The organism is Streptomyces sp. NPDC104367, from assembly GCF_055583825.1.
The window spans coordinates 137,652-157,787 of record NZ_JBVJND010000016.1; the positions used below are offsets into that span (position 1 = coordinate 137,652).

Genomic DNA, 20,136 nt, shown 5'->3' on the forward strand with positions numbered 1-20,136 from the left:
GGATCGGAGTGAAGGCGTGCGGGAGAGGGGCGGCGGGTGGCCGAGCGGCTGGTCGTTGACGGTGATGAGCTCGGGCACTTCATGAAGTCGCTGAGGAGATCGAGCAGTTCGTTGAAGGGGCTGCGCAAGGCGCTGAGCGACGCCGAGGTCAGCGGGCTCGGCACGGACGATCTGGACGGCGCGTGCCAGTCCTTCCAGGAGGAGTGGAGGTACGGCGCTCAGCAGATCGGTGAGCAGACCGACAACCTCGCCGAGATCATCGGGAAGAGCCGGGCCAGCTACGACGAGGTGGACAAGGCGCTGCAAGAGGCCTTGAAGAAGGCCGGTGGCGGCAAGGCGAGGGCGGCGAGGTGACGTACACCCCCGGCACGGAGCGGCCGGCCGAGGTCCTCGACGCGCGGGCCCGGGCGGACTACGGCAGACCGCAGGGACTCAAGTCGCGTTCCGGTGTGTCGGGCGCCGACTACCCGAACCTCGGCTTCAACCCCACGCCGGGCAGTACGGACACCGTCCACGGTCTCTGCGCCAAGCTCACGAACTGCGCCAAGGTCCTGGAGGAGTCCCACGGCCTGGTCACCAAACTGATGGACGGCAGCTACTGGAAGGGCGACGCGGCGGTCGCCTTCCGGGAGGAACTGGACGGCGGCCCGCTGCCGCTCAACCTCAAGAACGCCGCGCACTCCATCCGCAAGGCCGCCCGTCAGCTCCAGCGCTGGGAAGACGAACTGGAGGACTTCCAGCGCCGTGCCCGGAAACTGGAGAGCGCCGCCAAGGACGCGCGGCACACCCTGACCGCGGCGAAGGCCCGCGTGGCCGAGGTCCCCGGTCCGCACGCCAAGGGTGCGCGGCACGGGACGGCCCACGCAGACACGGCTGTGGCGAACGCCCAGGCCGAACTGGACGCGGTCGTCGCCAGGGCGAAGAAGCTCGCCGAGGAGCACGAGGAGAAGGCCCGCTACCGCGCGGGCAAGATCACCGACGCCACGCAGAAGCTCGCTCCCCAGGAGCCGGGTTCCCTCGACGAGGCACTCGACTGGATCACCGACAACCTCCCCGACATCCTCAGCTGGACCGCCGCGGCCCTCGGAATCATCGCCCTCTTCGTCGTCACGGGCGGCACAGCAGCGGCCGCACTACTGCTGGCAGCCGCGGCACTCAGCGCCGCGGCTGTCGTCACCAGACTGACGATGCAGCCGGAGGTGTGGGCATCGCTCAAGGACGGATTCTCCAAAGGGGAGTTGGACGCCGACTTCTGGAGCAACATGATCGGTCTGACGGCCGACGCCCTGGGCGCCCTGCCAGGTGTCGGAGCGGTGGCGAAAGGCGTACCGGCCGCGCTGCGCGGAGTCGACACAGCCGGTGAGGCACTGACACTCGGGGAGCGTCTGACGGCGGCGGGAGGCAGGACGATGGAAACAGCCAAAGCCTTCAGCGACCTGAAGAACCCGTTCCTGGAGTGGACAGTGGTCAAGGCCCCGCGGGTGGAGCCGCTGGTGAAGACCGCTGAAACGGCCGCACCCTGGGCAGGTTTCGCCACCGCCACGTACGGGATCTCGACCAGCATGGTCGGCTCACTCGAGAACGACACGGCCGCAGACGTCGCCACGGCCGTCGACGGAACCTTCCTCGGGCCGATCGACGCCGCCGAGACCGTTGACCTGGTCCGCCGCTTCTTCCTGTAGCGGAGCCGGCATCCCCATGAACTCCAACCAGAAAGTGGCCCCGTGGTTCCCTCTGATCACCCCGTCGCCTGGGACCATCCGCCCACCCGTTCCGCTTGGACGAGACACATGACGATGAACGTTCTGGGGCAGATCGGGTGGACTGCCGCTTACCCCGGATTGTTCTACGTGCTGGTTGTCTACACGGCACCGGTATTCGTCCTCTTCTTCCTTCCCTTCATCCTGTACTCCCTGTACCGGTTCTTCATCCAGCTGACCTACTTTCCGTGGGCCCTCCGGATGAGGCGCGTTCTGCGGGAGTACCCCTGGCAGCTGCTCGAAGCGGTGCCCAGTGGCCTTGGCAGACACCCGGACGCCCACGAGGACGGGATGTGGTTCGAACTTCCGGATCCGTCCGGCACCGGCGGGACGATCCCGTTGGTGTTCATCAAGCACCATCGTTCCTACTGGTGGTTGAAGCGCCTGGACGGGCCTCGTACCAAGCCGCGACGCAGAGCCCAGATCGAGCCACTCTGGTTCGCGGGCGACCCGCGCTTCCTGGCCGTCGTCGCGGCGTCCACTCACGGCGGCGCGGCACCCCGGCGGCTTCACATGCTCTACCAGCGCCAGGTCTTCGACCGCCGTGTCGAGTCCGCGACCTGGGGAGCGGACAGCAGGGACATCGAACGTGCCCGTCGTGCCGGTGCCGCAAATCTCGACACCGCGTCTCGAGCACATGCCTAGCGAGGACAACAGGCCATACGACATGACATCCGTCCCGGCCGAGTTGGTCGTGCATCCGAGCGTCGGCGAACCGGGAGACGGCATCTGGTTCGCCATGCCTCCCGGATTCACGCCCGTGCCGCTCGATGTCCTTCAGCCGCCACAGAGCGCTCCGGAACCGGACGCATTCCTGGAGGCATTGGAACCGCTCCTGAGATCCGCGCCGGACGACGCGACGCGTGAGAAGTTCGTCGAGAGCTTGACCGCCACCAGGAAGATGTTCTCCTCGCTGCGGGTGGAAGGCGTGGCCCACTGCGCCCTGGGCCTGCACAAGGACGACACGGACAAGGGCGAGGGGCGTGCTCTGCTCTCACTGTTCAGCGTGACGTGGGTGGACACGTCCTGGGCGCCCAGAGGAGTCACCGCGGCCCGCGCGGCACTCCACGACCAGAGCCACTCCGACATCGAGTACGTCGAGTTCCCGTGCGGTCCTGCTTCGTTCAGCGAGACCGTTCTCACCCCGACCGCGCAATCCGGCCTGCCCCGGCAACCCCTGCTCCAAATCCATGGATATCTCCCGCATCCCGACGGAGTCGGTCTTGTGCTTCTGTCGTTGGGTACGAGTGCTGTGTGTCGGGGCGGGGAGTATCGGGCGATTCTGCGGGGGATCGCGCGCAGTGTCTGTTTTGAGGATCCGTTGGTGGGTGGGGGAGCGGAGTTGTTGAGGGGGTAGGAGGGGTGGGTAGGACGGGGGTATGACTGCACTGGGTGCTGTGTTTCGGCCGCAGTTGGCTCCTGAGCGGCTGCGTGGCGTGGTCCGGGTCGCCGACGAGGCGGGGCTGGAGGAGCTGTGGCTGTGGGAGGACTGTTTCAGGGAGGGCGGGATCTCCACGGCCGCCGCCGCGCTCGCCTGGAGTGAGCGCGTGCGGGTCGGCGTCGGTCTGCTGCCCGTCCCGCTGCGCAACGTCGCCATCACCGCCATGGAGGCCGCAGCGCTGCACCGGATGTTCCCGGGGCGCGCGATCCTCGGCGTCGGGCACGGCGTGCAGGACTGGATGGCGCAGGTCGGGGCCCGCCCCGAGTCCCCGCTGACCCTGCTGCGCGAGCATCTCGACGCCCTGCGCGCACTGTTGCGCGGGGAGCGGCTCACCGTCGACGGCCGGTACGTCCGGCTCGACGACGTCGCCCTCGACTGGCCGCCGGACCGGCCCGTCGACGTCTTCGCCGGTGCCGAGGGACCCCGCACCCTCCGCCTCACCGGCGAGGCCGCCGACGGCACCGTGCTCACCGCCGCCACCCCGCCCGACGGCGTTCGCCGGGCCCGCCGGCTCATCGAGGAGGGGCGGGCGGCCGCGGGGCGCGACCGGGACGGGCGGCACCACGTCGTCGCCTATCTGCTCACCGCCACCGGACCCGACGCCGCCTCCCGGCTCCGGGCCGAACTCGTCGCCGAGGGACTGGAGTCCGTCCCCGGCCTCGGTGTCGCCGGCGACGCGGACACCGTCGCCAAGGCCGTGCGGCGGCTCACGGAGGCCGGTGCCGACAGCGTGGTCCTCCAGCCCACCGGGGACGAGCCCGATCCCGAGGGGTTCGTGCGGTTCGCCGCGCAGGAGGTCCGGCCCCTGGTGCCGTAGCGGACGGCCGCGGTGCGCAAGGGCGTTGTCGGTGGCGGGTGCCACACTCGCGGACATGACGACCGAAGACGTTCGGCTGCGGCCCGTACTGGACGACGACCTCGAGATCTTCCTCGCCTACGAGCACGACCCGGAAGCCGTCCGGCGGTCGAGGTTCACGCCCCGGCCGCGGGAGGCCTTCCTGCGGCACTGGAGGCAGACCGTGCTCGGCGATCCGGACTGCCTGACCCGCACCGTCCTCGCGGACGGCGAGGTCGCCGGGAACGTCGTCTCCTGGTGGGACGGGAAGCGCCGGTTCACCGGGTACTGGCTGGGGCGCGCCTACTGGGCGCGGGGCGTCGGCACCCGCGCCCTCGCCCTCTTCCTCCGGGAGGAGACCGTACGGCCGCTGTACGCCGACCCCTTCGCCGCGAACACCGCCTCCGTACGGCTCCTGGAGAAGAGCGGGTTCGTCCCGGCCGGACCGGAGCACCAGGTGGACGAGGGGTACGTCCTCCTCGTGCTCAGGCCGGGTCCGTGACGCGCGGGTGATCGCCCGTCGCCCCGTCGATCAGTTCGCGCACGATGTCCATGTGGCCGGCGTGCCGCGCCGTCTCCTCGACCATGTGCACCAGGACCCAGCGCAGGGAGACCTCGTGCTCCCGCCAGTCCGGCCGGCCCGGCGTGTCCAGCGGCAGCGCGGCGATCACCGCGTCGGCGGCGGCGCGCGCACGGCCGTAGAAGTCGACGATCTGCCGGGTCGTCTCGCCGGGCGCGGCCGACAGGTCCTCGTCGCTGTACGGGTCGAACCAGAGCGGCTCGACCTCGCCCCCGAAGGTCTCCACGAACCAGCCGTACTCCACCGAGGCCAGGTGCTTCACCAGCCCGAGCAGGTTCGTCCCCGACGGGGTCATGGGGCGGCGCAGCTGTTCGTCGTCGAGGCCCTCCAGCTTCCACAGCACCGCGTCCCGGTGCCGGTCCAGGCTCGCGCGCAGGATGTCCTTCTCGCCGGCGGTGTACGTCTCGTCCGTCTTCATGGCGGGTGAAAATATCAGCCGGCACCGACAACCGGCTGCGATGATCCGGGACATGGCAGAGCAGCGGCGCACCTTCGAGGAACTCGTCGCCGAGGGCGCCGCCGTGCCGACCGACGGCTGGGACTTCTCCTGGTTCGAGGGCCGGGCCACCGAGGCGCGCCCCTCCTGGGGCTACGCCCGGGCCGCCGGCGGACGCCTGGCCCGCGCCGGTGCGGCGCTCGACATCCAGACCGGCGGCGGCGAGGTGTTCGACCTCGCCCTCGCCACGGCCGCCCCGGACCGGCCGAGGCTGCTGGCCGCCACCGAGGGCTGGCCGCCGAACCTCACCAAGGCCGGCTCCCTGCTCGGTGCCCGGGGCGTGGTGGTCGTCGCCTCGCCCGAGGGCGCCCCGCTGCCGTTCGCCGACGGGAGCTTCGACCTCGTGCTCAGCCGGCACCCGGTGCGGGCCGACTGGGCCGAGATCGCCCGCGTGCTGCGCCCCGGCGGCACCTACTTCGCCCAGCACGTGGGGCCCGCCAGCGTCTTCGAACTCGTCGAGTACTTCCTCGGCCCGCTGCCGGCGGCCTCCCGCCGCGGCCGGCACCCGGACGACGAGCGCGCGACGGCGGAGGCGGCCGGTCTCGAGGTCGTCGCTCTGAGGGCCGAGCGGCTGCGGATGGAGTTCCACGACATCGCCGCCGTCGTGCACTTCCTGCGGAAGGTCGTGTGGATGGTGCCCGGCTTCACGGTCGAGGAGTACGAGCCCCGACTCCGGTCCCTGCACCGGCAGATCACGGCCGAGGGCCCCTTCGTGGCGCACAGCTCCCGGCACCTTTTCGACGCCCGCAGGAGCCTGTAGAGGCCTGTAGAGGCCTGTAGAGGCCTGTAGAGGCCTGTAGAGGCCTGTAGAGGCCTGTAGAGGCCTGTAGAGGCCTGTAGAGGCCCGGAGAGGTGCCCGGAGAGGGCGAGGCGGCGGCTGTCCTCGGTGACCTTGGAATGCCAGGCGCCCGAGAATGGCCAGGAACCGCCGGTCGGGACCCTGGTGGTTCCTTCCGCTCCGGGAAGCGCCGAGGTATCACCGCCGGGCGTCTCCTGACGCATTGACCCAAACAGGTCAACTTGCCACCTAGGGTCCGGATATACGCATAAGTGAACGCTTCGCACCTCCGTCCACCTCTCCTCCCTCTGGCGTTCCCGCATCGTTACCGCTCGCGCCTCGCACGCTCGCGCGCCCTCACGTAAGTTCAGACCAAGGTAATTCGCGTCAGCAAAACTGCGCGGGCGGCACCGCGCGGTGGAGGGGGCTGCGCGGTGCCGCGACACCGGGGCGGTGCCCGTCAAGCCGCCGTTCGCGGCCGGGGTCGCCCGTCGGGGGGACGGGCGGACGACTCGCCGACGCGTCCCCAGGACGGCCCAAACCCTCTTGATCTCCCCGTACGGGCCCGGATTTCCTGGGATTCCGCTGTGAATCGGCCATCCGGGACCCCTGAATCCAGCGCTCCAGGCCCATCGTGGCGTCGCCGGACGACTCCGGAGAGTAGTTGTGGCACGCCGATGCACGCAGCATCACTTACGAAGGGTTATGGTGGAAACCCCCCCTCGGGCCGGTCCGTCTCCCCCCCACGGACCGGCCCGTTTTTTTGTCCCCGCCCGTCCCCCGCCCGCCCCCCGTCTGTCCCCCGCCCGTCCCCGCCCACCCCCGCTTCCGGGCGACCTGGGCGCTGCGCACCTCCAGGGGCGCGGGGAACTGCGCGGCCGGCCGCGACCGGCCCGCGACGGCGCGACCACCGCAACCGCTCCCGCCCCAGGGCCTCGAACGGCCAAACCCCCGGAGGGGTAGGCTTCGGCGCGCGGACTCCCGCATCCGAATGCCCGCGCGGACTCCCGCATCCGAATGCCGCGGACTCCCGCATCCGAATCACGAGGGGCGGACTCAAGTGAACCTGCGCGACAAGCTGCGCGGCCTGCTCGTCAGGCTGTACGCACGCCGGGTGGAAGGCCACCTGGACCACGCTCAGGTGCCGAAGCACATCGGTGTCATCGTGGACGGCAGCCGACGCTGGGCGAAGGCCGCCGGCTCCACCCCCGTCGACGGTCACCGGGCCGGCGCCGAGAAGATCGAGGAGTTCCTCGGCTGGTGCACCGAGACGGATGTCGAGGTCGTCACCCTCTGGCTGCTGTCGACGGACAACTTCAACCGCCCGCCGGAGGAACTGGTCCCCCTTCTCGGCATCATCGAGGATGTCGTCCGCACCCTCGCCGCCGACGGCCGCTGGCGCGTCCACCACGTCGGCACCCCCGACCTGCTGCCCGGTCAGATGCGGACCGCGCTGAAGGAGGCCGAGGAGGCCACCGCGCATGTCGACGGAATACTGGTCAATGTCGCCATCGGCTACGGCGGCCGCCAGGAGATCGCCGACGCCGTCCGCTCGATGATCCAGGACGCCAACGACAAGGGCGTCTCCATGGAGGACCTCGCCGACTCCGTGGACGTCGACATGATCGGCCGTCACCTCTACACCGGCGACCAGCCCGACCCGGACCTCGTGATCCGCACCAGTGGCGAGCAACGGCTGTCCGGATTCATGCTCTGGCAGACCGCGCACTCCGAGTACTACTTCTGCGAGGTCTTCTGGCCCGCTTTCCGCAAGGTCGACTTCCTGCGCGCCCTGCGTGACTATGCCGCCCGGCATCGCCGCTACGGCGGGTGACGAGAACGCGACGACGGTCGTCAACACGGCATACGCCGCTCTCCGCGGCGACCACGCTGGATAACCCCACGGTTACGCTGGATGACCCCGCGGTGCCCCATCGCGCCCATGAGGTGCGAATCACCCGTTTCGGGGCGCGGGTAACACGGAGTTCACCTTCCCGTCGTCGCGGACCGTGGCATGGCGGCGCATGTTCGAGGGCATAAGCCAAGCAGGTCGATGCCCGAACCACGGGCATCGGATCTCAGCGGGCGGCTCGGGGCCGTCCGCCCGGGAGGCCCTTTGCACCAGCCCGACCGTGCGGTCACGGCACGGAAGAAGCAGCGGGGGGCCGGTTTTCGGCCCGTGCGGGGTGGCCGTCGACCGGTCGGGATTTCTCCCACCCTCCCGGCCCAGCTCTCCTTCGTCGCTCCCCGACCTCATCCGAGGGGGTACGTCCTTCCGTGGTGACCAGCACAACGCGCCGCAAGTCCGACCGGCGCACCTATGTTCTCGACACCAGCGTCCTGCTGGCCGACCCGAACGCCATGACCCGCTTCGAGGAGCACGAGGTCGTGCTCCCCATCGTCGTGGTCACGGAACTGGAGGCCAAAAGGCACCATCCCGAACTCGGTTACTTCGCCCGGCAGGCGCTGCGCCTGCTCGACGACTACCGGGTCCGGCACGGTCGCCTCGACGCCCCCATCCCGATCGGCGATCTGGGCGGCACGATCCGTGTCGAGCTCAATCACTCGGACCCCAGCGTCCTGCCGAGCGGCTACCGCCTGGGGGACAACGACTCCCGCATCCTCGCGGTGGCCCGGAACCTGCAGGCCGAGGGGTACGACGTCACCGTCGTATCGAAGGATCTGCCGCTCAGGATCAAGGCGTCGTCGGTCGGTCTCCTCGCCGAGGAGTACCGTGCCGAACTCGCCATCACGGACTCCTCCGGCTGGACCGGGATGTCCGAACTGACCCTGCCCGGCGAACAGGTGGACATCCTCTTCGAGGAGGGCCACGTGTACGCCCCGGAGGCCGCCGACCTCCCGGTGCACACCGGTCTGACCATCCAGTCGGAGCGCGGCAAGGCGCTCGGCCGGGTGACGCCGGAGGGCAGCATCCGGGTGGTGCGCGGCGACCGTGAGGCCTTCGGCATCAAGGGCCGCAGCGCCGAGCAGCGGATCGCGCTCGACCTGCTCCTCGACCCGGACGTCGGCATCGTCTCGATGGGCGGCCGGGCCGGCACCGGCAAGTCGGCGCTGGCGCTCTGCGCGGGCCTGGAGGCGGTCCTGGAACGCCGTCAGCACCAGAAGGTGATGGTCTTCCGTCCGCTGTACGCGGTCGGCGGCCAGGAACTCGGCTACCTGCCGGGCTCCGAGGCGGAGAAGATGAGCCCCTGGGCGCAGGCGGTCTTCGACACCCTCTCGGCGGTCACCAGCCGCGAGGTCATCGAGGAGGTCACCGCCCGCGGCATGCTGGAGGTCCTGCCGCTCACCCATATCCGCGGCCGCTCCCTCCACGACGCGTTCGTGATCGTGGACGAGGCCCAGTCGCTGGAGCGGAACGTCCTGCTGACCGTCCTGTCCCGGATCGGCGCCAACTCGCGGGTGGTGCTGACCCACGACGTGGCGCAGCGGGACAATCTGAGGGTCGGTCGATACGACGGTGTGGTCGCCGTCGTGGAGAAGCTGAAGGGACACCCGCTCTTCGCGCATGTCACCCTCACCCGGTCCGAGAGGTCCCAGATCGCCGCACTGGTGACCGAAATGCTGGAGGACGGGCACATCTGATCCATCTGATCCCTGTGTCCAACTTGGGTTGATTACCCATCCGTTGGCGCCGTCCGGCAAAGGCCCCGAGCCTAGCCGGGCGGCGTCTTCGCGCGTGGGGGTTTCCTGAAATCCCCTGGGAGAAACGGGATGTGAGCTTTCACACGCAACTCGGAATTGCCACCCGGCGTCGGGGTACGGCAGAGTCTCATTCCTGTCAGGCCCCGCATACGACACACCTGTACCCCCAGCGGTACGGAAACACAGAAGAGTCACAGCTAATTCCACAGCGACGTCGTATGCCGCCCGAGCACCACGCGGCGCCTCCCTCCGGGAGGTTGCCCACCGGGCCCGTGTCTCCCGTGACCCATGCAGTGCGGAGACCAGCGTCAGGGGGCACGATTGCGTCCGCCAGGGTCACCGAAGCGGGCGATGCTGGAAGGAAACCGTGTGAGCCGGATCTCGGTCCGGGGATTCGCAGTGGCATCGGCCACCGCGGTCACCGCTGTCGGAAGCGTCGTCGGTGTTGCCTCGGGCAGCGTCGCACAGCCCAACGATGCTGAGGCGACGGCAACCGACACCACGCTCCTCGCGGACATCCCCGCGGGTCAGCAGGCCCAGGTGCAGACCGCGTCCCTGACGCAGCAGGCCGACGCCGTGGCCATCCAGGCGGACGCCTCCGCCAAGAAGGACGCCGAGCAGGCCGCCCGCGTGGCAGCCGCCAAGACCGCGACCGCCAAGAAGGCCGCGGCCGAGAAGGCGGCCAAGGAGGCCAAGGAAGCCGCCGCGGCGAAGAAGGCCGCGGCCAGCACCGCCACGGCCTCCGCGTCCAGCTTCGCGGTCCAGAGCTCGTACACCGTGGCGCAGATCCAGGCGATGGCGCAGCAGATGGTGGCCAGCGGCCAGTACCAGTGCTTCAGCAACATCGTGGACCACGAGTCCAGCTGGAACTACCAGGCCGTCAACGCTTCCTCCGGTGCCTACGGTCTCTTCCAGGCGCTGCCCGGCTCCAAGATGTCGTCCGCCGGCTCCGACTGGCAGACCAACCCGGCCACGCAGATCAAGTGGGGCCTGAGCTACATGAACTCCCGCTACGGCAGCCCGTGCGAGGCCTGGACCTTCTGGCAGGCGAATCACTGGTACTAGCCCACGGGTGCATTGACCCAAGGGTTCTCTCAACCTTCGACAGCCCCTCCCCGTCCTAGGGGGAGGGGCTGTCGCCCTGTACGGTCGGAACGGACGACTCCAGGGGCGAGTGGTGAGGAGCAGAGGGCGGATCATGTCGAGAGTGCCGGAGTGGCTCGGCCGGATCGGTGCCGGACTGACCGAGATGGGCGAGCGGTTGGACGAGCGCCGGGCCGAGGTGGAGAAGGAGCACTCCGTCCCGGAACCGCCGCGCCGGGTACCGGTGACGGCCGCCCTCTCGGCCCCCGCGAACGGCTCGGTCCCCCCGGCCGGTTCCACCGGCCCGGCCGGCTCCGCGCCCCGGGCCACCGTGCCCCACGCACGGCGTGCCCCGCGCCCCGACCCCGTCGCGGCCGTCCCCTGGGCGGTGCGGGTCGCCGCCGAGGCCGGCTGGCGGCTGCTGGTGCTGGCGGGCACGGTCTGGGTGCTGATGCGGGTCATCAGCTCCGTCCAACTGGTCGTCTTCTCCTTCGTGATAGCGCTGCTGGTCACCGCGCTGCTCCAGCCCACGGTCGCCTGGATGCGCCGCCGCGGTATGCCGCGCGGACCGGCCACCGCGCTCACCGCGATCTCCGGGTTCGTGGTGATCGGCCTGATGGGCTGGTTCGTGACCTGGCAGGTCATGGAGAACATCGACACCCTCTCCGACCAGATCCAGAGCGGCATCGACGATCTGCGCAACTGGCTGCTGAAGAGCCCGTTCCACGTCACCGACAAGCAGATCAACCAGATCGCCAAGAACCTCCGCGAGGCGATCGGCGCCAACACCGACCAGATCACCTCCTTCGGCCTGGAGGGCGTCCAGGTCGTCGTCGAGGCCCTGACCGGCCTGCTCCTGGTCTTCTTCTCGACGCTCTTCCTGCTGTACGACGGTGAGCGCATCTGGCAGTGGCTGCTGAAGCTCATCCCCTCCGCCGCCCGCGACGGCATGGCCGGCGCCGGCCCGCGCGCCTGGCGCACCCTCACGGCCTACGTCCGGGGCACCGTCCTCGTCGCCCTCATCGACGCCATCTTCATCGGCCTGGGCATCTACTTCCTGGACGTCCCGATGGCCGTCCCGCTCGCCGTCTTCATCTTCCTGTTCTCGTTCATCCCGCTGGTCGGCGCGGTCGCCTCCGGCGCCCTCGCGGTGGTGGTCGCGCTGGTGACCCAGGGCGTGTTCACGGCGGTCATGACCCTGGTCGTGGTCCTCGCGGTCCAGCAGATCGAGGGCCACGTCCTCCAGCCGTTCATCCTCGGCCGCGCGGTCCGCGTCCACCCGCTCGCCGTGGTCCTCTCGGTCGCGGCCGGCGGCCTGGTCGCGGGCATCGGCGGCGCGGTGGTCGCCGTACCGCTGGTGGCGGTGACCAACACGGTGATCAGCTATCTGCACCAGTACTCGAACGAACGGTACGCGGACGAGGAACCACCCGGGCCGGCCCACCCGGCACCCGAGGACGGAGCGGCCGGGGACCGGGACCTCGCGGACCGGGTCCCCGGGGACGGGGCCGGACCGGGCGAGAGCGCGCCGAGGGACGCGGAAGGCCTCGCCCACAGGGAGTAGTGAGCGAGGCCCTCGGGCGCTTCGGGCGGGTCAGCCGCCCAGGACCGCTTCCGCGTCCAGCGTGACACCGACCGCCTCGACGACCGCGGCGATCTTGAACGCCTCCTGGATCACCTCACGGCCGACGCCCGCCTTGCGCAGCACCTGCTCGTGGGAGTCCAGGCACATCCCGCAGCCGTTGATCGCGGACACCGCGAACGACCACAGCTCGAAGTCGACCTTGTCTACACCGGGGTTGCCGATGACGTTCATCCGCAGGCCGGCGCGCAGGGTGCCGTACTCGTGGTCGGAGAGCAGGTGGCGGGTGCGGTAGAAGACGTTGTTCATCGCCATCACCGCGGCCGCGGACTTCGCCGCCCGGTAGGCCTCGGGCGACAGGTTCGCCTCGGCCTCCGGCGCCAGCTCGCGCAGCACGATCGGGGAGCGGGAGGCGATGGCGGTCGCCAGCACCGTGCCCCACAGCTGCTGGGCCGGCAGTTCGGAGTTGCCGATGACCGAACCCAGGTTGAGCTTCAGGTCCTTGGCGTAGTCCGGTACGGCGGACTTGAGCGAGTCGAGGGACACGGGGTCACTCACCCGCCAGCAGCGCGACCGGGTCCAGGGTGTCCTCGCCCTTGGTCCAGTTGCACGGGCAGAGCTCGTCCGTCTGGAGCGCGTCGAGGACCCGCAGGACCTCCTTGGGGTTACGGCCGACCGAACCGGCGGTCACCATGGAGAACTGGATCTCGTTGTTCTGGTCCACGATGAACACCGCGCGCTTGGCGAAGCCGTCCTCGCCCTCGATGCCCAGGTCGCGCATCAGCTCGTGCCGGGAGTCGGCCATCATCGGGAACGGCAGCTCGCGCAGGTCGTCGTGGTCCTTGCGCCAGGCGTGGTGGACGAACTCGGAGTCACCGGAGAAGCCGAGGATCTGCGCGTCGCGGTCGGCGAACTCCTCGTTCAGCTTGCCGAACGCGGCGATCTCGGTGGGGCACACGAAGGTGAAGTCCTTGGGCCACGCGAAGACCACCTTCCAACCCTGGTAGGTCTTGTGGGTGATCGTCTCGAACTCCCGGCCCTTCTCCAGCGAGACGCAGGCGGTCAGTTCGAACTCGGGGAACTTGTCACCGACAGTGAGCACACGCTCTCCTTGCAGCGCGGAGAGACCCCGGGTCGCGGGGTCGTCTCCGATGGGTTGGACGCTCCCGATCGTGGCACAAGGTGCATTGATTCCTGAAATAGCTACACTCGGTCGTGTTGATCGGAGGTGGCTATCAGTGGCTGTGAGTAGTCCCATGGGGAACGGCCTGGCGGCGGGTGCCGGGGGCGGCGGCAAGCGGCGCCAGCCCAGCATCGCCCAGTTGCGCGCCTTCTGCGCGGTCGCCGAGCACCTCCACTTCCGGGACGCGGCGGCCGCGATAGGCATGAGCCAGCCCGCGCTGTCCGGCGCGGTCTCGGCCCTGGAGGAGACGCTCGGCGTCACCCTGCTCGAACGGACGACCCGCAAGGTGCTGCTGTCCCCGGCCGGGGAGCGTCTCGCCGTCCGGGCGAAGGCGGTCCTGGACGAGGTGCAGGCGCTGCTCGCGGAGGCCGAGGCGGTGCGGGCGCCGTTCACCGGGGCGCTGCGGCTCGGGGTGATCCCGACCGTCGCGCCGTATCTGCTGCCGACCGTGCTGCGGCTGGTCCACGGCCGCTACCCGGACCTCGACCTCCAGGTGCACGAGGAGCAGACCGCCAGCCTGGTCGACGGGCTGACCGCCGGCCGTCTCGACCTGCTGCTGCTCGCGGTGCCGCTCGGCATCCCCGGGGTCGTCGAACTCCCGCTGTTCGACGAGGACTTCGTGCTGGTCACCCCGCTCGGCCATCCGCTCGGCGGCCGCACCGGCATCCCGCGCGACGCGCTCAAGGAGCTGAACCTGCTGCTTTTGGACGAGGGGCACTGCCTGCGCGACCAGGCCCTGGACATCTGCCGGGAGGCCGGACGTGATTTCAAAGGGGTGGGGCGGAGCCCCTCGGTCGAGGGCGGTGGTGGGCGACGGGAGGGCGCGCCGGTGACCGCGACGGCCGCCGGGCTGGCCACCCTCGTCCAGCTCGTCGCCGGCGGGCTGGGCTGCACGCTGCTGCCGCACACCGCCGTCAAGGTCGAGACCGGCCGCAGCGACGAACTGCGCACCGGCTCCTTCGCCCGGCCCGCGCCGAGCCGCCGGATCGCCCTCGCGATGCGCGCCGGGGCGGCGCGCGGCGCCGAGTACCGGGAGCTGGCGGGAGCGCTGCGCGAGGCGCTGCGGCCGCTGCCGGTGCGGGTCCTCGGCACGGATGCCTGAGTCTGTCCGCCGTTCGATCAAATGAGTGTCGAACAAAGCGATGTGAACGGCCGAAGAATCCAACTTCCGTCAGCCGGGGACAGGTGGGAAATCCCCCGCTGAAATATGCCATCGAACTGATACACATACCTCCTCGGTGCGACGCGTCAGGCGTCTGTGCGAAATGCCGAAAACGCCAAGGGGGGCGATGTCGGACGATCGGGATCCCCTCGGCAGGGCCGGTTACGGCCGGCTCGCGCACGCCCTGATCGCGTGCGGGCGCGAGGGGTTCAGCGGCGAACTGCGGGTGCCGGGCAGCCCGGGCGGCGCCTTCCATCTGCGCGGCGGACTGGTGGTCGCGGCCGACAGCCCCGGCTCCCCGGGACCCGAGGCGCTGCTGCTGCGCTCCGACCGCATCGACGGCGAGCAGTGGGCCGAGCTGGTGCGGGAGTCCGGCGGGGCGCGCTGGCCGGTCGCCGGTCTGATCGCCCGCGGCTACGCGGGAGCGGCCCAGCTCCGGGTGGTGTGCGTGATGGCGCTCCAGGACGCGGCCTTCGCCATCGTCGCCGGCCGGGTGGACGGCTGCGAGGCCGTGCTCGACACCGAGCCGCACGCCCCGGTCGCCGTCGGCGAGGCACCCGCCCGGCTGCTCCAGGAGGCGAACCGCAAGCTGGCCGCCCTGGCCGCGCTGCCCCACCCCGTGCGCCCCGACCGGGAGCGCCCGCTGCCCGCCGCCGGGGCCGACCGCCCGCTCACCCCGCTGCAACAGGAGCTGCTCGGCCATGCCGACGGCCGCCGTACCGCCCGCGACCTCGCCTTCCGTACCGGCCGCGGGGTCTACACGGTCACCGTGGAGGTCGCCCGCATGCTCGGCGAGGGACTCCTGGAGTGCGCGGCCCCGGCCGTCGGCGTCCCGGTCCTGATGCCGGTCGAGACCGCCGTCGTACGGCACCGGGAACCGCCCCCGCCGCCCCCGCCCCGGCCTCTGGAGCCGGTCCCCGTCCCCACCGAACTGCCGCGCCGCGAGCCCGGTGCCAGCGGCATCACCGAAGCCCTCGGCCCGCCCAGGAGCGGGACGAGCTGGAAGGGGTTCTTCCGGCTGCGGCACGGAACTGCGAAATGAGAAAAGGCGCGTCGATTGCCGTAGCGGTCGAATTCAGTCAGGAATCAGGGAGTTGAGCACATGAATCATGAAGCCCTGGCGCAGGAAATGCGCGGGCTGCGCGAACGGGTCACCGGAATCACCGACACGGCCCTGGCGGCCGCCGACGGAATGCTGATAGCCGCCGACACCGCCGATTCCATCGACCCGGAGGGCCTCGCGGCCCTCGCGGCCGCCGGCCTCGGCCTCGCGCGCCGCACCGCCGAGGCCACCGCACGCGGTGTGCTGCGGCAGACGGTGACGTACGGCAGCCACGGCTGCGTCGCGTTCTACGCGGTCGGCGACACCGCCCTGATGGTCGTGCTCGGCGACGAGGGGATGGACCTGGAGCATCTGCACCGGGCGACCCATCCGGCCCTCGACCGCATCGGCGCGATCCTCACCGAGAAGGCACCAGAGGGAGTGTGAAGGGATGGCGACGAAGCGTATGGCCACGGGGTTCTCCGACCAGGTGATGAGTCTGGTCAAGTCACTGCGCAACGAGGCGCCTGAGTGCGTCGCGTCCGGTGTGGTGGACATGTCCACCGGGATGCTGCTCTCGTACGAGACCATCGACAACCACCCGCCCGAGGTCCTGGACCTGCTGGCGGGCGCGACCCTGGACCTGTTCCAGGGGCGCACGGTCGTGATGATCGAGGACGTCTTCAAGGAGCGCCGCGGCATCACCGGCGACAACCACTTCTTCCGGGAGATCCTGGTCAACAGCGACAACCTCACCCACCTGTTCATCCGCATGAACGAGCAGCAGGACGTGGTGGCCGTGATCGTCTGCCGCAAGTCGGTGAACGTCGGCATGCTGCTCGCCCAGGCCCGCAGGGTGGTGCGGGAGCACAGCCTGTGACCGCACGGTGGCCGGTCCCCTCCCGCACCGGGAGGGGACCGGCCACCGTGCGGCGGGGCCGTCCGGCGTCACTCGGTGCGCAGGCCGTCCGGGCGCATCAGGCGCAGCAGCGCCGGCAGGCTGAGCACGGTCACGGCCACGACCACGGCCGCCCCGATGCCCGTCATCGAGGCCACGCTCGCCCAGTCCACCCGCAGCGGCACGGCCGTCATCTTCAGCAGCACCCCGCCGAGCGTCAGCCCGACCGCCGTCGCGAGCAGCAGCCCCAGCGCGATCGGGATCGCCGCCTGCCACAGCACGGACAGGGTGAGGGTACGGCGCCGGGTGCCGAAGGCGACCAGCGACGACAGCAGCTTCCTGCGCTCCCGCAGCTGCTCCAGCTGGGAGACCAGCAGGCTCGCGCCGATGAGCGCCAGGACGGCGGCGGCACCCACGAACAGGCCGGTGCGGATGGCGTCGTACTGGTCGGAGCGCTCGGTCGACTGCCACGCCCACACGTCGGAGAGCGGGTCGATCGCGGCGGCCGCGGTGCGCACCTGCTCGGCGGCGTCCGCGCGGTCCGGGTCCGTCCGGACGTAGACACTGCCCTGCAGATGCGGACGGGCCTCGGCCGGCAGCGCGGCCGGGGTGAGCAGCAGGCCGGTCACGTCGGCCAGGACCGTGGTCAGCGCGTTCTTGCGGACCTGGGCCCGGCCGATCTCGGCCGGCAGCGTCAAGGGGGCCTCGGCGCCCTTCGAGCTGTCGGAGTAGGACGGGTCGACCCAGATCGTCCGGCCGGGCTTCGCCAGCTCGCCGATGCCGTCGTCGCCGTCCGCGGCGTCGGAGCGGAAGACGTCCCCGTCCCGGCACGACTCCACCCTGACCACCTCGCGCAGGGCCGCGCAGTCGCCGACGACGATCTGCACGGTCTCCTCGGGGTCGGTGCGCCGGGCCGCCACCGAGGTCATCGACAGCGCCACGGCCTGCCGTACGCCCGGGGTCCCGCGGAGGGTACGGGCGGCGGTGTCCGGGGTCGCGCCGTACTGGAGGTCGACCTGGAGCTGGACCCGGGCCGGGTCCTTCCCGGTGGACCTGGTGTAGTTCGCCTCGACCCCGGCGAACAGCATCTGCAGCGCGATGGCCCCGGCCACCGCCACCGCGATGCCGTTCACCATCCGGGCCGCCGTACCGCTGCTCAGCTGGAGCCTGCGGACCGCCAGTTGCCAGGAGAGCGCCCCGCCGCCCAGGCGCCGTACGGCCGACTCCACCACCCAGGGCAGCAGCGCGGTGATGCCGACGAGCAGGGCGAGGACACCGCCGGAGACCAGGTAGGGGTTGAAGTTCCCGTCGCTGTCGCCCTGTCCGGCCATCGGGACGAGCATCAGCAGGCCGAGCAGCGGCAGCAGCAGCCGCCACCACAGCCGGCGCCGCCCGGGTCCTGCCTTGCGCACCACGCCGAGCGGTTCGATGACGACCCGGCGCAGCGAGAACAGCGTGACCAGCACGGCCGTCGCCGGGACCGCGAGCGCCACCAGGAGCGCCAGGACGGGCGAGGGGGTCAGGAAGCCGGGGAAGACACTGATGCCGAACAGTTCGACGGTGCCGGCGAGCTGGGCCCCGGCCAGGAAGAAGCCGACGCCGAACACCAGACCCAGCAGGGAGCCCGCGAGGGCCTCGCCGGCCGCGATCCGCCGGGCCATCCCGCCGTCGCAGCCCACCAGCCGCAGCGCCGCGAGCCGTCGGTCGCGCTGCTCGCCGCCGAACCGGACGGCGGTGGCCACGAAGATGGCGACCGGGGTGAGCAGCACCATGAACACCATCAGCACGAGCAGCAGCAGGATCGGGTCCAGCGGTTCCGACTCCTGGCCGGAGGTGGCGCCGAAGTGGTCGATCCGGTCGACGTTGCCGGTGCCGATCCGCTCGGTCAGATGCGTGGAGCCGGCGAACCAGACGAGTTCGCGCGGGCCGATGAGCCCGGCGTCCCCGACGGTCCCGACGATCTTCCCGGGCAGGCGGGCGCGGAGCAGCCCGGTGCCGGACGACTTCAGCAGGTCGGCCAGTGCGGGGGAGACGTACACCTCGCCCTCGGCCGGGAACCTGCCGAGGCCCGGCGGCAGCGGTGCCCGGGCGCCGTCCGGCTGGACCAGCCGGCCGCGCACGTCCAGGGAGTGCCAGGTGGTGTCGGCGCGCCCGATGACCAGTGTGTCGTCGGCCGCCTTGATCCCCGTGGAGGAGAACGAGTAGTCCTGGCGGGCCTCCTCCCGGGCGTGCCGGGTGTCCAGGATGGTGGGGACCGCCGCCGTGAGCAGCAGCAGTGCCACGCCGAGTCCGACGCCGACGCCGGTCAGCAGCGCCCGGATCCAGCCCTCGCGCCCGCCGGTGAAGGCGAACCGGGCCCCCATGGCCAGATCACCGGCCCAGCGCCGGCCGCGGCTCATACGGTCCGCTCCATGTCCCGGGACCTGCCGTCCCGTACGACGATCTCCCGGTCGGAGTAGGCGGCCACCCGGGCCTCGTGGGTGACCAGCACGACGGCCGCGTTGGTGGAGCGGGCGGCGTCCGTCAGCAGCTCCATCACCCGCTCGCCGTTGAGCGAGTCCAGCGCGCCGGTCGGCTCGTCCGCGAACAGCACCCGCGGCGAGGTCACCAGCGACCGAGCCACCGCGACGCGCTGGCCCTGCCCGCCGGAGACCTCGCCGGGCCGCTTCCGGGCGAGGTCGTCGACCTCCAGGCGCTGCATCCAGCCCAGCGCGGTCTTCTCGGCCTCCTTGCGGGAGGTGCCGTTCAGCCGCAGCGGGAGCGCCACGTTCTCCACGCAGGTCAGCTCCGGCACCAACTGCCCGAACTGGAAGACGAACCCGAACTCGGAGCGGCGCAGGGCACTGCGTTCGGCGTCGTTCATGGTGGCCATCTCCCGCCCCGCGTAGGTGATCGACCCGGAGTCGGGCGGCACGATCCCGGCGAGGCAGTGCAGCAGGGTCGACTTGCCCGAGCCGGAGGGGCCCATCACGGCGACGACCTCGCCGGGGTGGATCGAGAACTCGGCGCCGTCGAGGGCGACGGTCGGGCCGTAGGCCTTGCGGAGTTCCTCGGCGGCGAGCAGCGAACCGGCGGGGGCGCTCATCCGGCCACCTCCGCCCGGAGCCGGTCGAGCCGGGCCGCGGTCAGCTCCAGCCAGCGCAGGTCGGCCTCCAGGTGGAAGAGCGCGTGGTCGCAGACGAGCTGGTCCGCGAGGTCCCCGTGCCGCTTGCGGTCCGTCAGGATCCGCATGCTGCGCAGGTGTTCGGAGCGCTGGGCGTCGAGGATGTCGCCGGCGTCCCGGTGCGTCAGCAGCGCGAGCACGACCTTGGTGTACAGGGTGGACTGGAGGTACTCGGCCGGCTTCTCCGGCGTCGCGAGCCACCGTTCGACGTCGGTGACCCCGGCGTCGGTGATGGCGTACCGCTTCCGCTCGGGGCCGCCGCCGGCCTCGATGCCGTCGACCTCGACCAGGCCGTTCTTCAGCAGCCGGGACATCGTCGAGTAGACCTGGCCGTAGTGCAGCGGCCGGTCGTGACCGAACTTCTCGTCGAAGGCCCGCTTGAGGTCGTAACCGTGGCGCGGGCCGGACTCCAGGAGTCCCAGGAGTGTGTGACCGATGGACATGGAGAGGACTCTACACACGGTGTATAC

The 20,136-nt window shown here is 70.8% G+C and carries 21 protein-coding genes; 15 read left to right on the forward strand and 6 right to left on the reverse strand.

Annotated features, from left to right (window positions below; genetic code table 11):
- Positions 1-36 precede the first annotated feature (36 nt).
- The 6 genes from ACZ619_RS24475 (at position 37) to ACZ619_RS24500 (ending at position 4,538) form a co-directional block, all read left to right on the forward strand.
- Positions 37-354, forward strand: a complete 318-nt coding sequence (locus tag ACZ619_RS24475; RefSeq protein ID WP_469602653.1) for a hypothetical protein — start codon at positions 37-39, stop codon at positions 352-354.
- Positions 351-1,682 (forward strand): hypothetical protein, encoded by a 1,332-nt coding sequence (locus ACZ619_RS24480; RefSeq protein ID WP_469602656.1) that lies wholly within the window; start codon positions 351-353, stop codon positions 1,680-1,682. Before ACZ619_RS24475 ends, ACZ619_RS24480 begins: the two co-directional genes overlap by 4 nt.
- Positions 1,683-1,790: 108 nt before the next feature.
- The gene (locus ACZ619_RS24485) at positions 1,791-2,405 is read left to right on the forward strand and encodes a hypothetical protein (protein WP_469602659.1); all 615 of its coding nucleotides are present in this window, start codon (positions 1,791-1,793) and stop codon (positions 2,403-2,405) included.
- Positions 2,398-3,117 (forward strand): hypothetical protein, encoded by a 720-nt coding sequence (locus tag ACZ619_RS24490; RefSeq protein ID WP_469602663.1) that lies wholly within the window; start codon positions 2,398-2,400, stop codon positions 3,115-3,117. The genes ACZ619_RS24485 and ACZ619_RS24490 overlap by 8 nt, the downstream gene beginning before the upstream one ends.
- 22 nt (positions 3,118-3,139) lie before the next feature.
- Positions 3,140-4,018 (forward strand): LLM class flavin-dependent oxidoreductase, encoded by an 879-nt coding sequence (locus ACZ619_RS24495; RefSeq protein ID WP_469602666.1) that lies wholly within the window; start codon positions 3,140-3,142, stop codon positions 4,016-4,018.
- Positions 4,019-4,073: 55 nt separating this feature from the next.
- On the forward strand, positions 4,074-4,538 hold the full coding sequence (locus tag ACZ619_RS24500; protein ID WP_469602669.1) for a GNAT family N-acetyltransferase: 465 nt from the start codon (positions 4,074-4,076) through the stop codon (positions 4,536-4,538).
- Here ACZ619_RS24500 and ACZ619_RS24505 read toward each other — a convergent pair.
- Positions 4,522-5,034, reverse strand: a complete 513-nt coding sequence (locus ACZ619_RS24505) for a DinB family protein (RefSeq protein ID WP_469602672.1) — start codon at positions 5,032-5,034, stop codon at positions 4,522-4,524. The two genes, ACZ619_RS24500 and ACZ619_RS24505, sit on opposite strands and share 17 nt — an antisense overlap.
- A 52-nt stretch (positions 5,035-5,086) precedes the next feature.
- Between ACZ619_RS24505 and ACZ619_RS24510 the strand changes: the two genes are divergently transcribed.
- The 5 genes from ACZ619_RS24510 to ACZ619_RS24530 all read left to right on the forward strand — a co-directional run bounded on the left by ACZ619_RS24510 (position 5,087) and on the right by ACZ619_RS24530 (position 12,200).
- Positions 5,087-5,872 carry a class I SAM-dependent methyltransferase gene (locus tag ACZ619_RS24510; RefSeq protein ID WP_469602675.1) on the forward strand — a complete coding sequence of 262 codons (786 nt, stop codon included), beginning with the start codon at positions 5,087-5,089 and terminating at the stop codon, positions 5,870-5,872.
- A 1,078-nt stretch (positions 5,873-6,950) separates the two neighbouring features.
- Entirely contained in the window at positions 6,951-7,724 is a 774-nt protein-coding gene (locus ACZ619_RS24515; protein WP_469602678.1) for an isoprenyl transferase, read from the forward strand.
- A gap of 443 nt (positions 7,725-8,167) precedes the next feature.
- The gene (locus ACZ619_RS24520) at positions 8,168-9,493 is read left to right on the forward strand and encodes a PhoH family protein (protein WP_469602680.1); all 1,326 of its coding nucleotides are present in this window, start codon (positions 8,168-8,170) and stop codon (positions 9,491-9,493) included.
- Positions 9,494-9,922: 429 nt separating this feature from the next.
- Positions 9,923-10,618, forward strand: coding sequence for an aggregation-promoting factor C-terminal-like domain-containing protein (locus ACZ619_RS24525; RefSeq protein ID WP_469602682.1), 696 nt, complete (start codon positions 9,923-9,925; stop codon positions 10,616-10,618).
- 133 nt (positions 10,619-10,751) lie between these two features.
- A complete protein-coding gene (locus ACZ619_RS24530) occupies positions 10,752-12,200 on the forward strand; it encodes an AI-2E family transporter (RefSeq protein ID WP_469602684.1) in 1,449 nt (482 codons plus the stop codon).
- A 30-nt stretch (positions 12,201-12,230) separates the two neighbouring features.
- Here ACZ619_RS24530 and ACZ619_RS24535 read toward each other — a convergent pair whose 3' ends face one another.
- Both ACZ619_RS24535 and ACZ619_RS24540 read right to left on the reverse strand, forming a co-directional pair.
- Positions 12,231-12,764 carry an alkyl hydroperoxide reductase gene (locus ACZ619_RS24535; protein WP_469602856.1) on the reverse strand — a complete coding sequence of 178 codons (534 nt, stop codon included), beginning with the start codon at positions 12,762-12,764 and terminating at the stop codon, positions 12,231-12,233.
- Positions 12,765-12,768: 4 nt separating this feature from the next.
- Positions 12,769-13,320, reverse strand: coding sequence for a peroxiredoxin (locus ACZ619_RS24540; RefSeq protein ID WP_469602686.1), 552 nt, complete (start codon positions 13,318-13,320; stop codon positions 12,769-12,771).
- A 154-nt stretch (positions 13,321-13,474) separates the two neighbouring features.
- On the opposite strand from ACZ619_RS24540, the gene ACZ619_RS24545 reads away from it, so the two are divergent.
- The 4 genes from ACZ619_RS24545 to ACZ619_RS24560 all read left to right on the forward strand — a co-directional run bounded on the left by ACZ619_RS24545 (position 13,475) and on the right by ACZ619_RS24560 (position 16,485).
- Positions 13,475-14,503 (forward strand): LysR substrate-binding domain-containing protein, encoded by a 1,029-nt coding sequence (locus tag ACZ619_RS24545; RefSeq protein WP_469602859.1) that lies wholly within the window; start codon positions 13,475-13,477, stop codon positions 14,501-14,503.
- A gap of 187 nt (positions 14,504-14,690) precedes the next feature.
- Positions 14,691-15,605, forward strand: coding sequence for a MarR family transcriptional regulator (locus ACZ619_RS24550; protein ID WP_469602688.1), 915 nt, complete (start codon positions 14,691-14,693; stop codon positions 15,603-15,605).
- Positions 15,606-15,665: 60 nt separating this feature from the next.
- Complete coding sequence (locus tag ACZ619_RS24555) at positions 15,666-16,052, forward strand: roadblock/LC7 domain-containing protein (protein ID WP_469602690.1); 387 nt, start codon at positions 15,666-15,668, stop codon at positions 16,050-16,052.
- A gap of 4 nt (positions 16,053-16,056) precedes the next feature.
- Positions 16,057-16,485: a hypothetical protein gene (locus ACZ619_RS24560; RefSeq protein WP_469602692.1), complete on the forward strand. Its 429-nt coding sequence runs from the start codon at positions 16,057-16,059 to the stop codon at positions 16,483-16,485.
- Between the two features lie 68 nt (positions 16,486-16,553).
- Here the strand turns inward: ACZ619_RS24560 and ACZ619_RS24565 are convergent, their stop codons facing one another.
- From ACZ619_RS24565 to ACZ619_RS24575, 3 genes are read right to left on the reverse strand one after another with little or no spacing between them, the layout of a single operon-like run.
- Positions 16,554-18,902 carry an FtsX-like permease family protein gene (locus ACZ619_RS24565; protein WP_469602694.1) on the reverse strand — a complete coding sequence of 783 codons (2,349 nt, stop codon included), beginning with the start codon at positions 18,900-18,902 and terminating at the stop codon, positions 16,554-16,556.
- On the reverse strand, positions 18,899-19,588 hold the full coding sequence (locus ACZ619_RS24570; RefSeq protein ID WP_469602697.1) for an ABC transporter ATP-binding protein: 690 nt from the start codon (positions 19,586-19,588) through the stop codon (positions 18,899-18,901). Before ACZ619_RS24570 ends, ACZ619_RS24565 begins: the two co-directional genes overlap by 4 nt.
- Positions 19,585-20,109 carry a PadR family transcriptional regulator gene (locus ACZ619_RS24575; protein WP_469602700.1) on the reverse strand — a complete coding sequence of 175 codons (525 nt, stop codon included), beginning with the start codon at positions 20,107-20,109 and terminating at the stop codon, positions 19,585-19,587. Before ACZ619_RS24575 ends, ACZ619_RS24570 begins: the two co-directional genes overlap by 4 nt.
- Between the last annotated feature and the right edge of the window lie 27 nt (positions 20,110-20,136).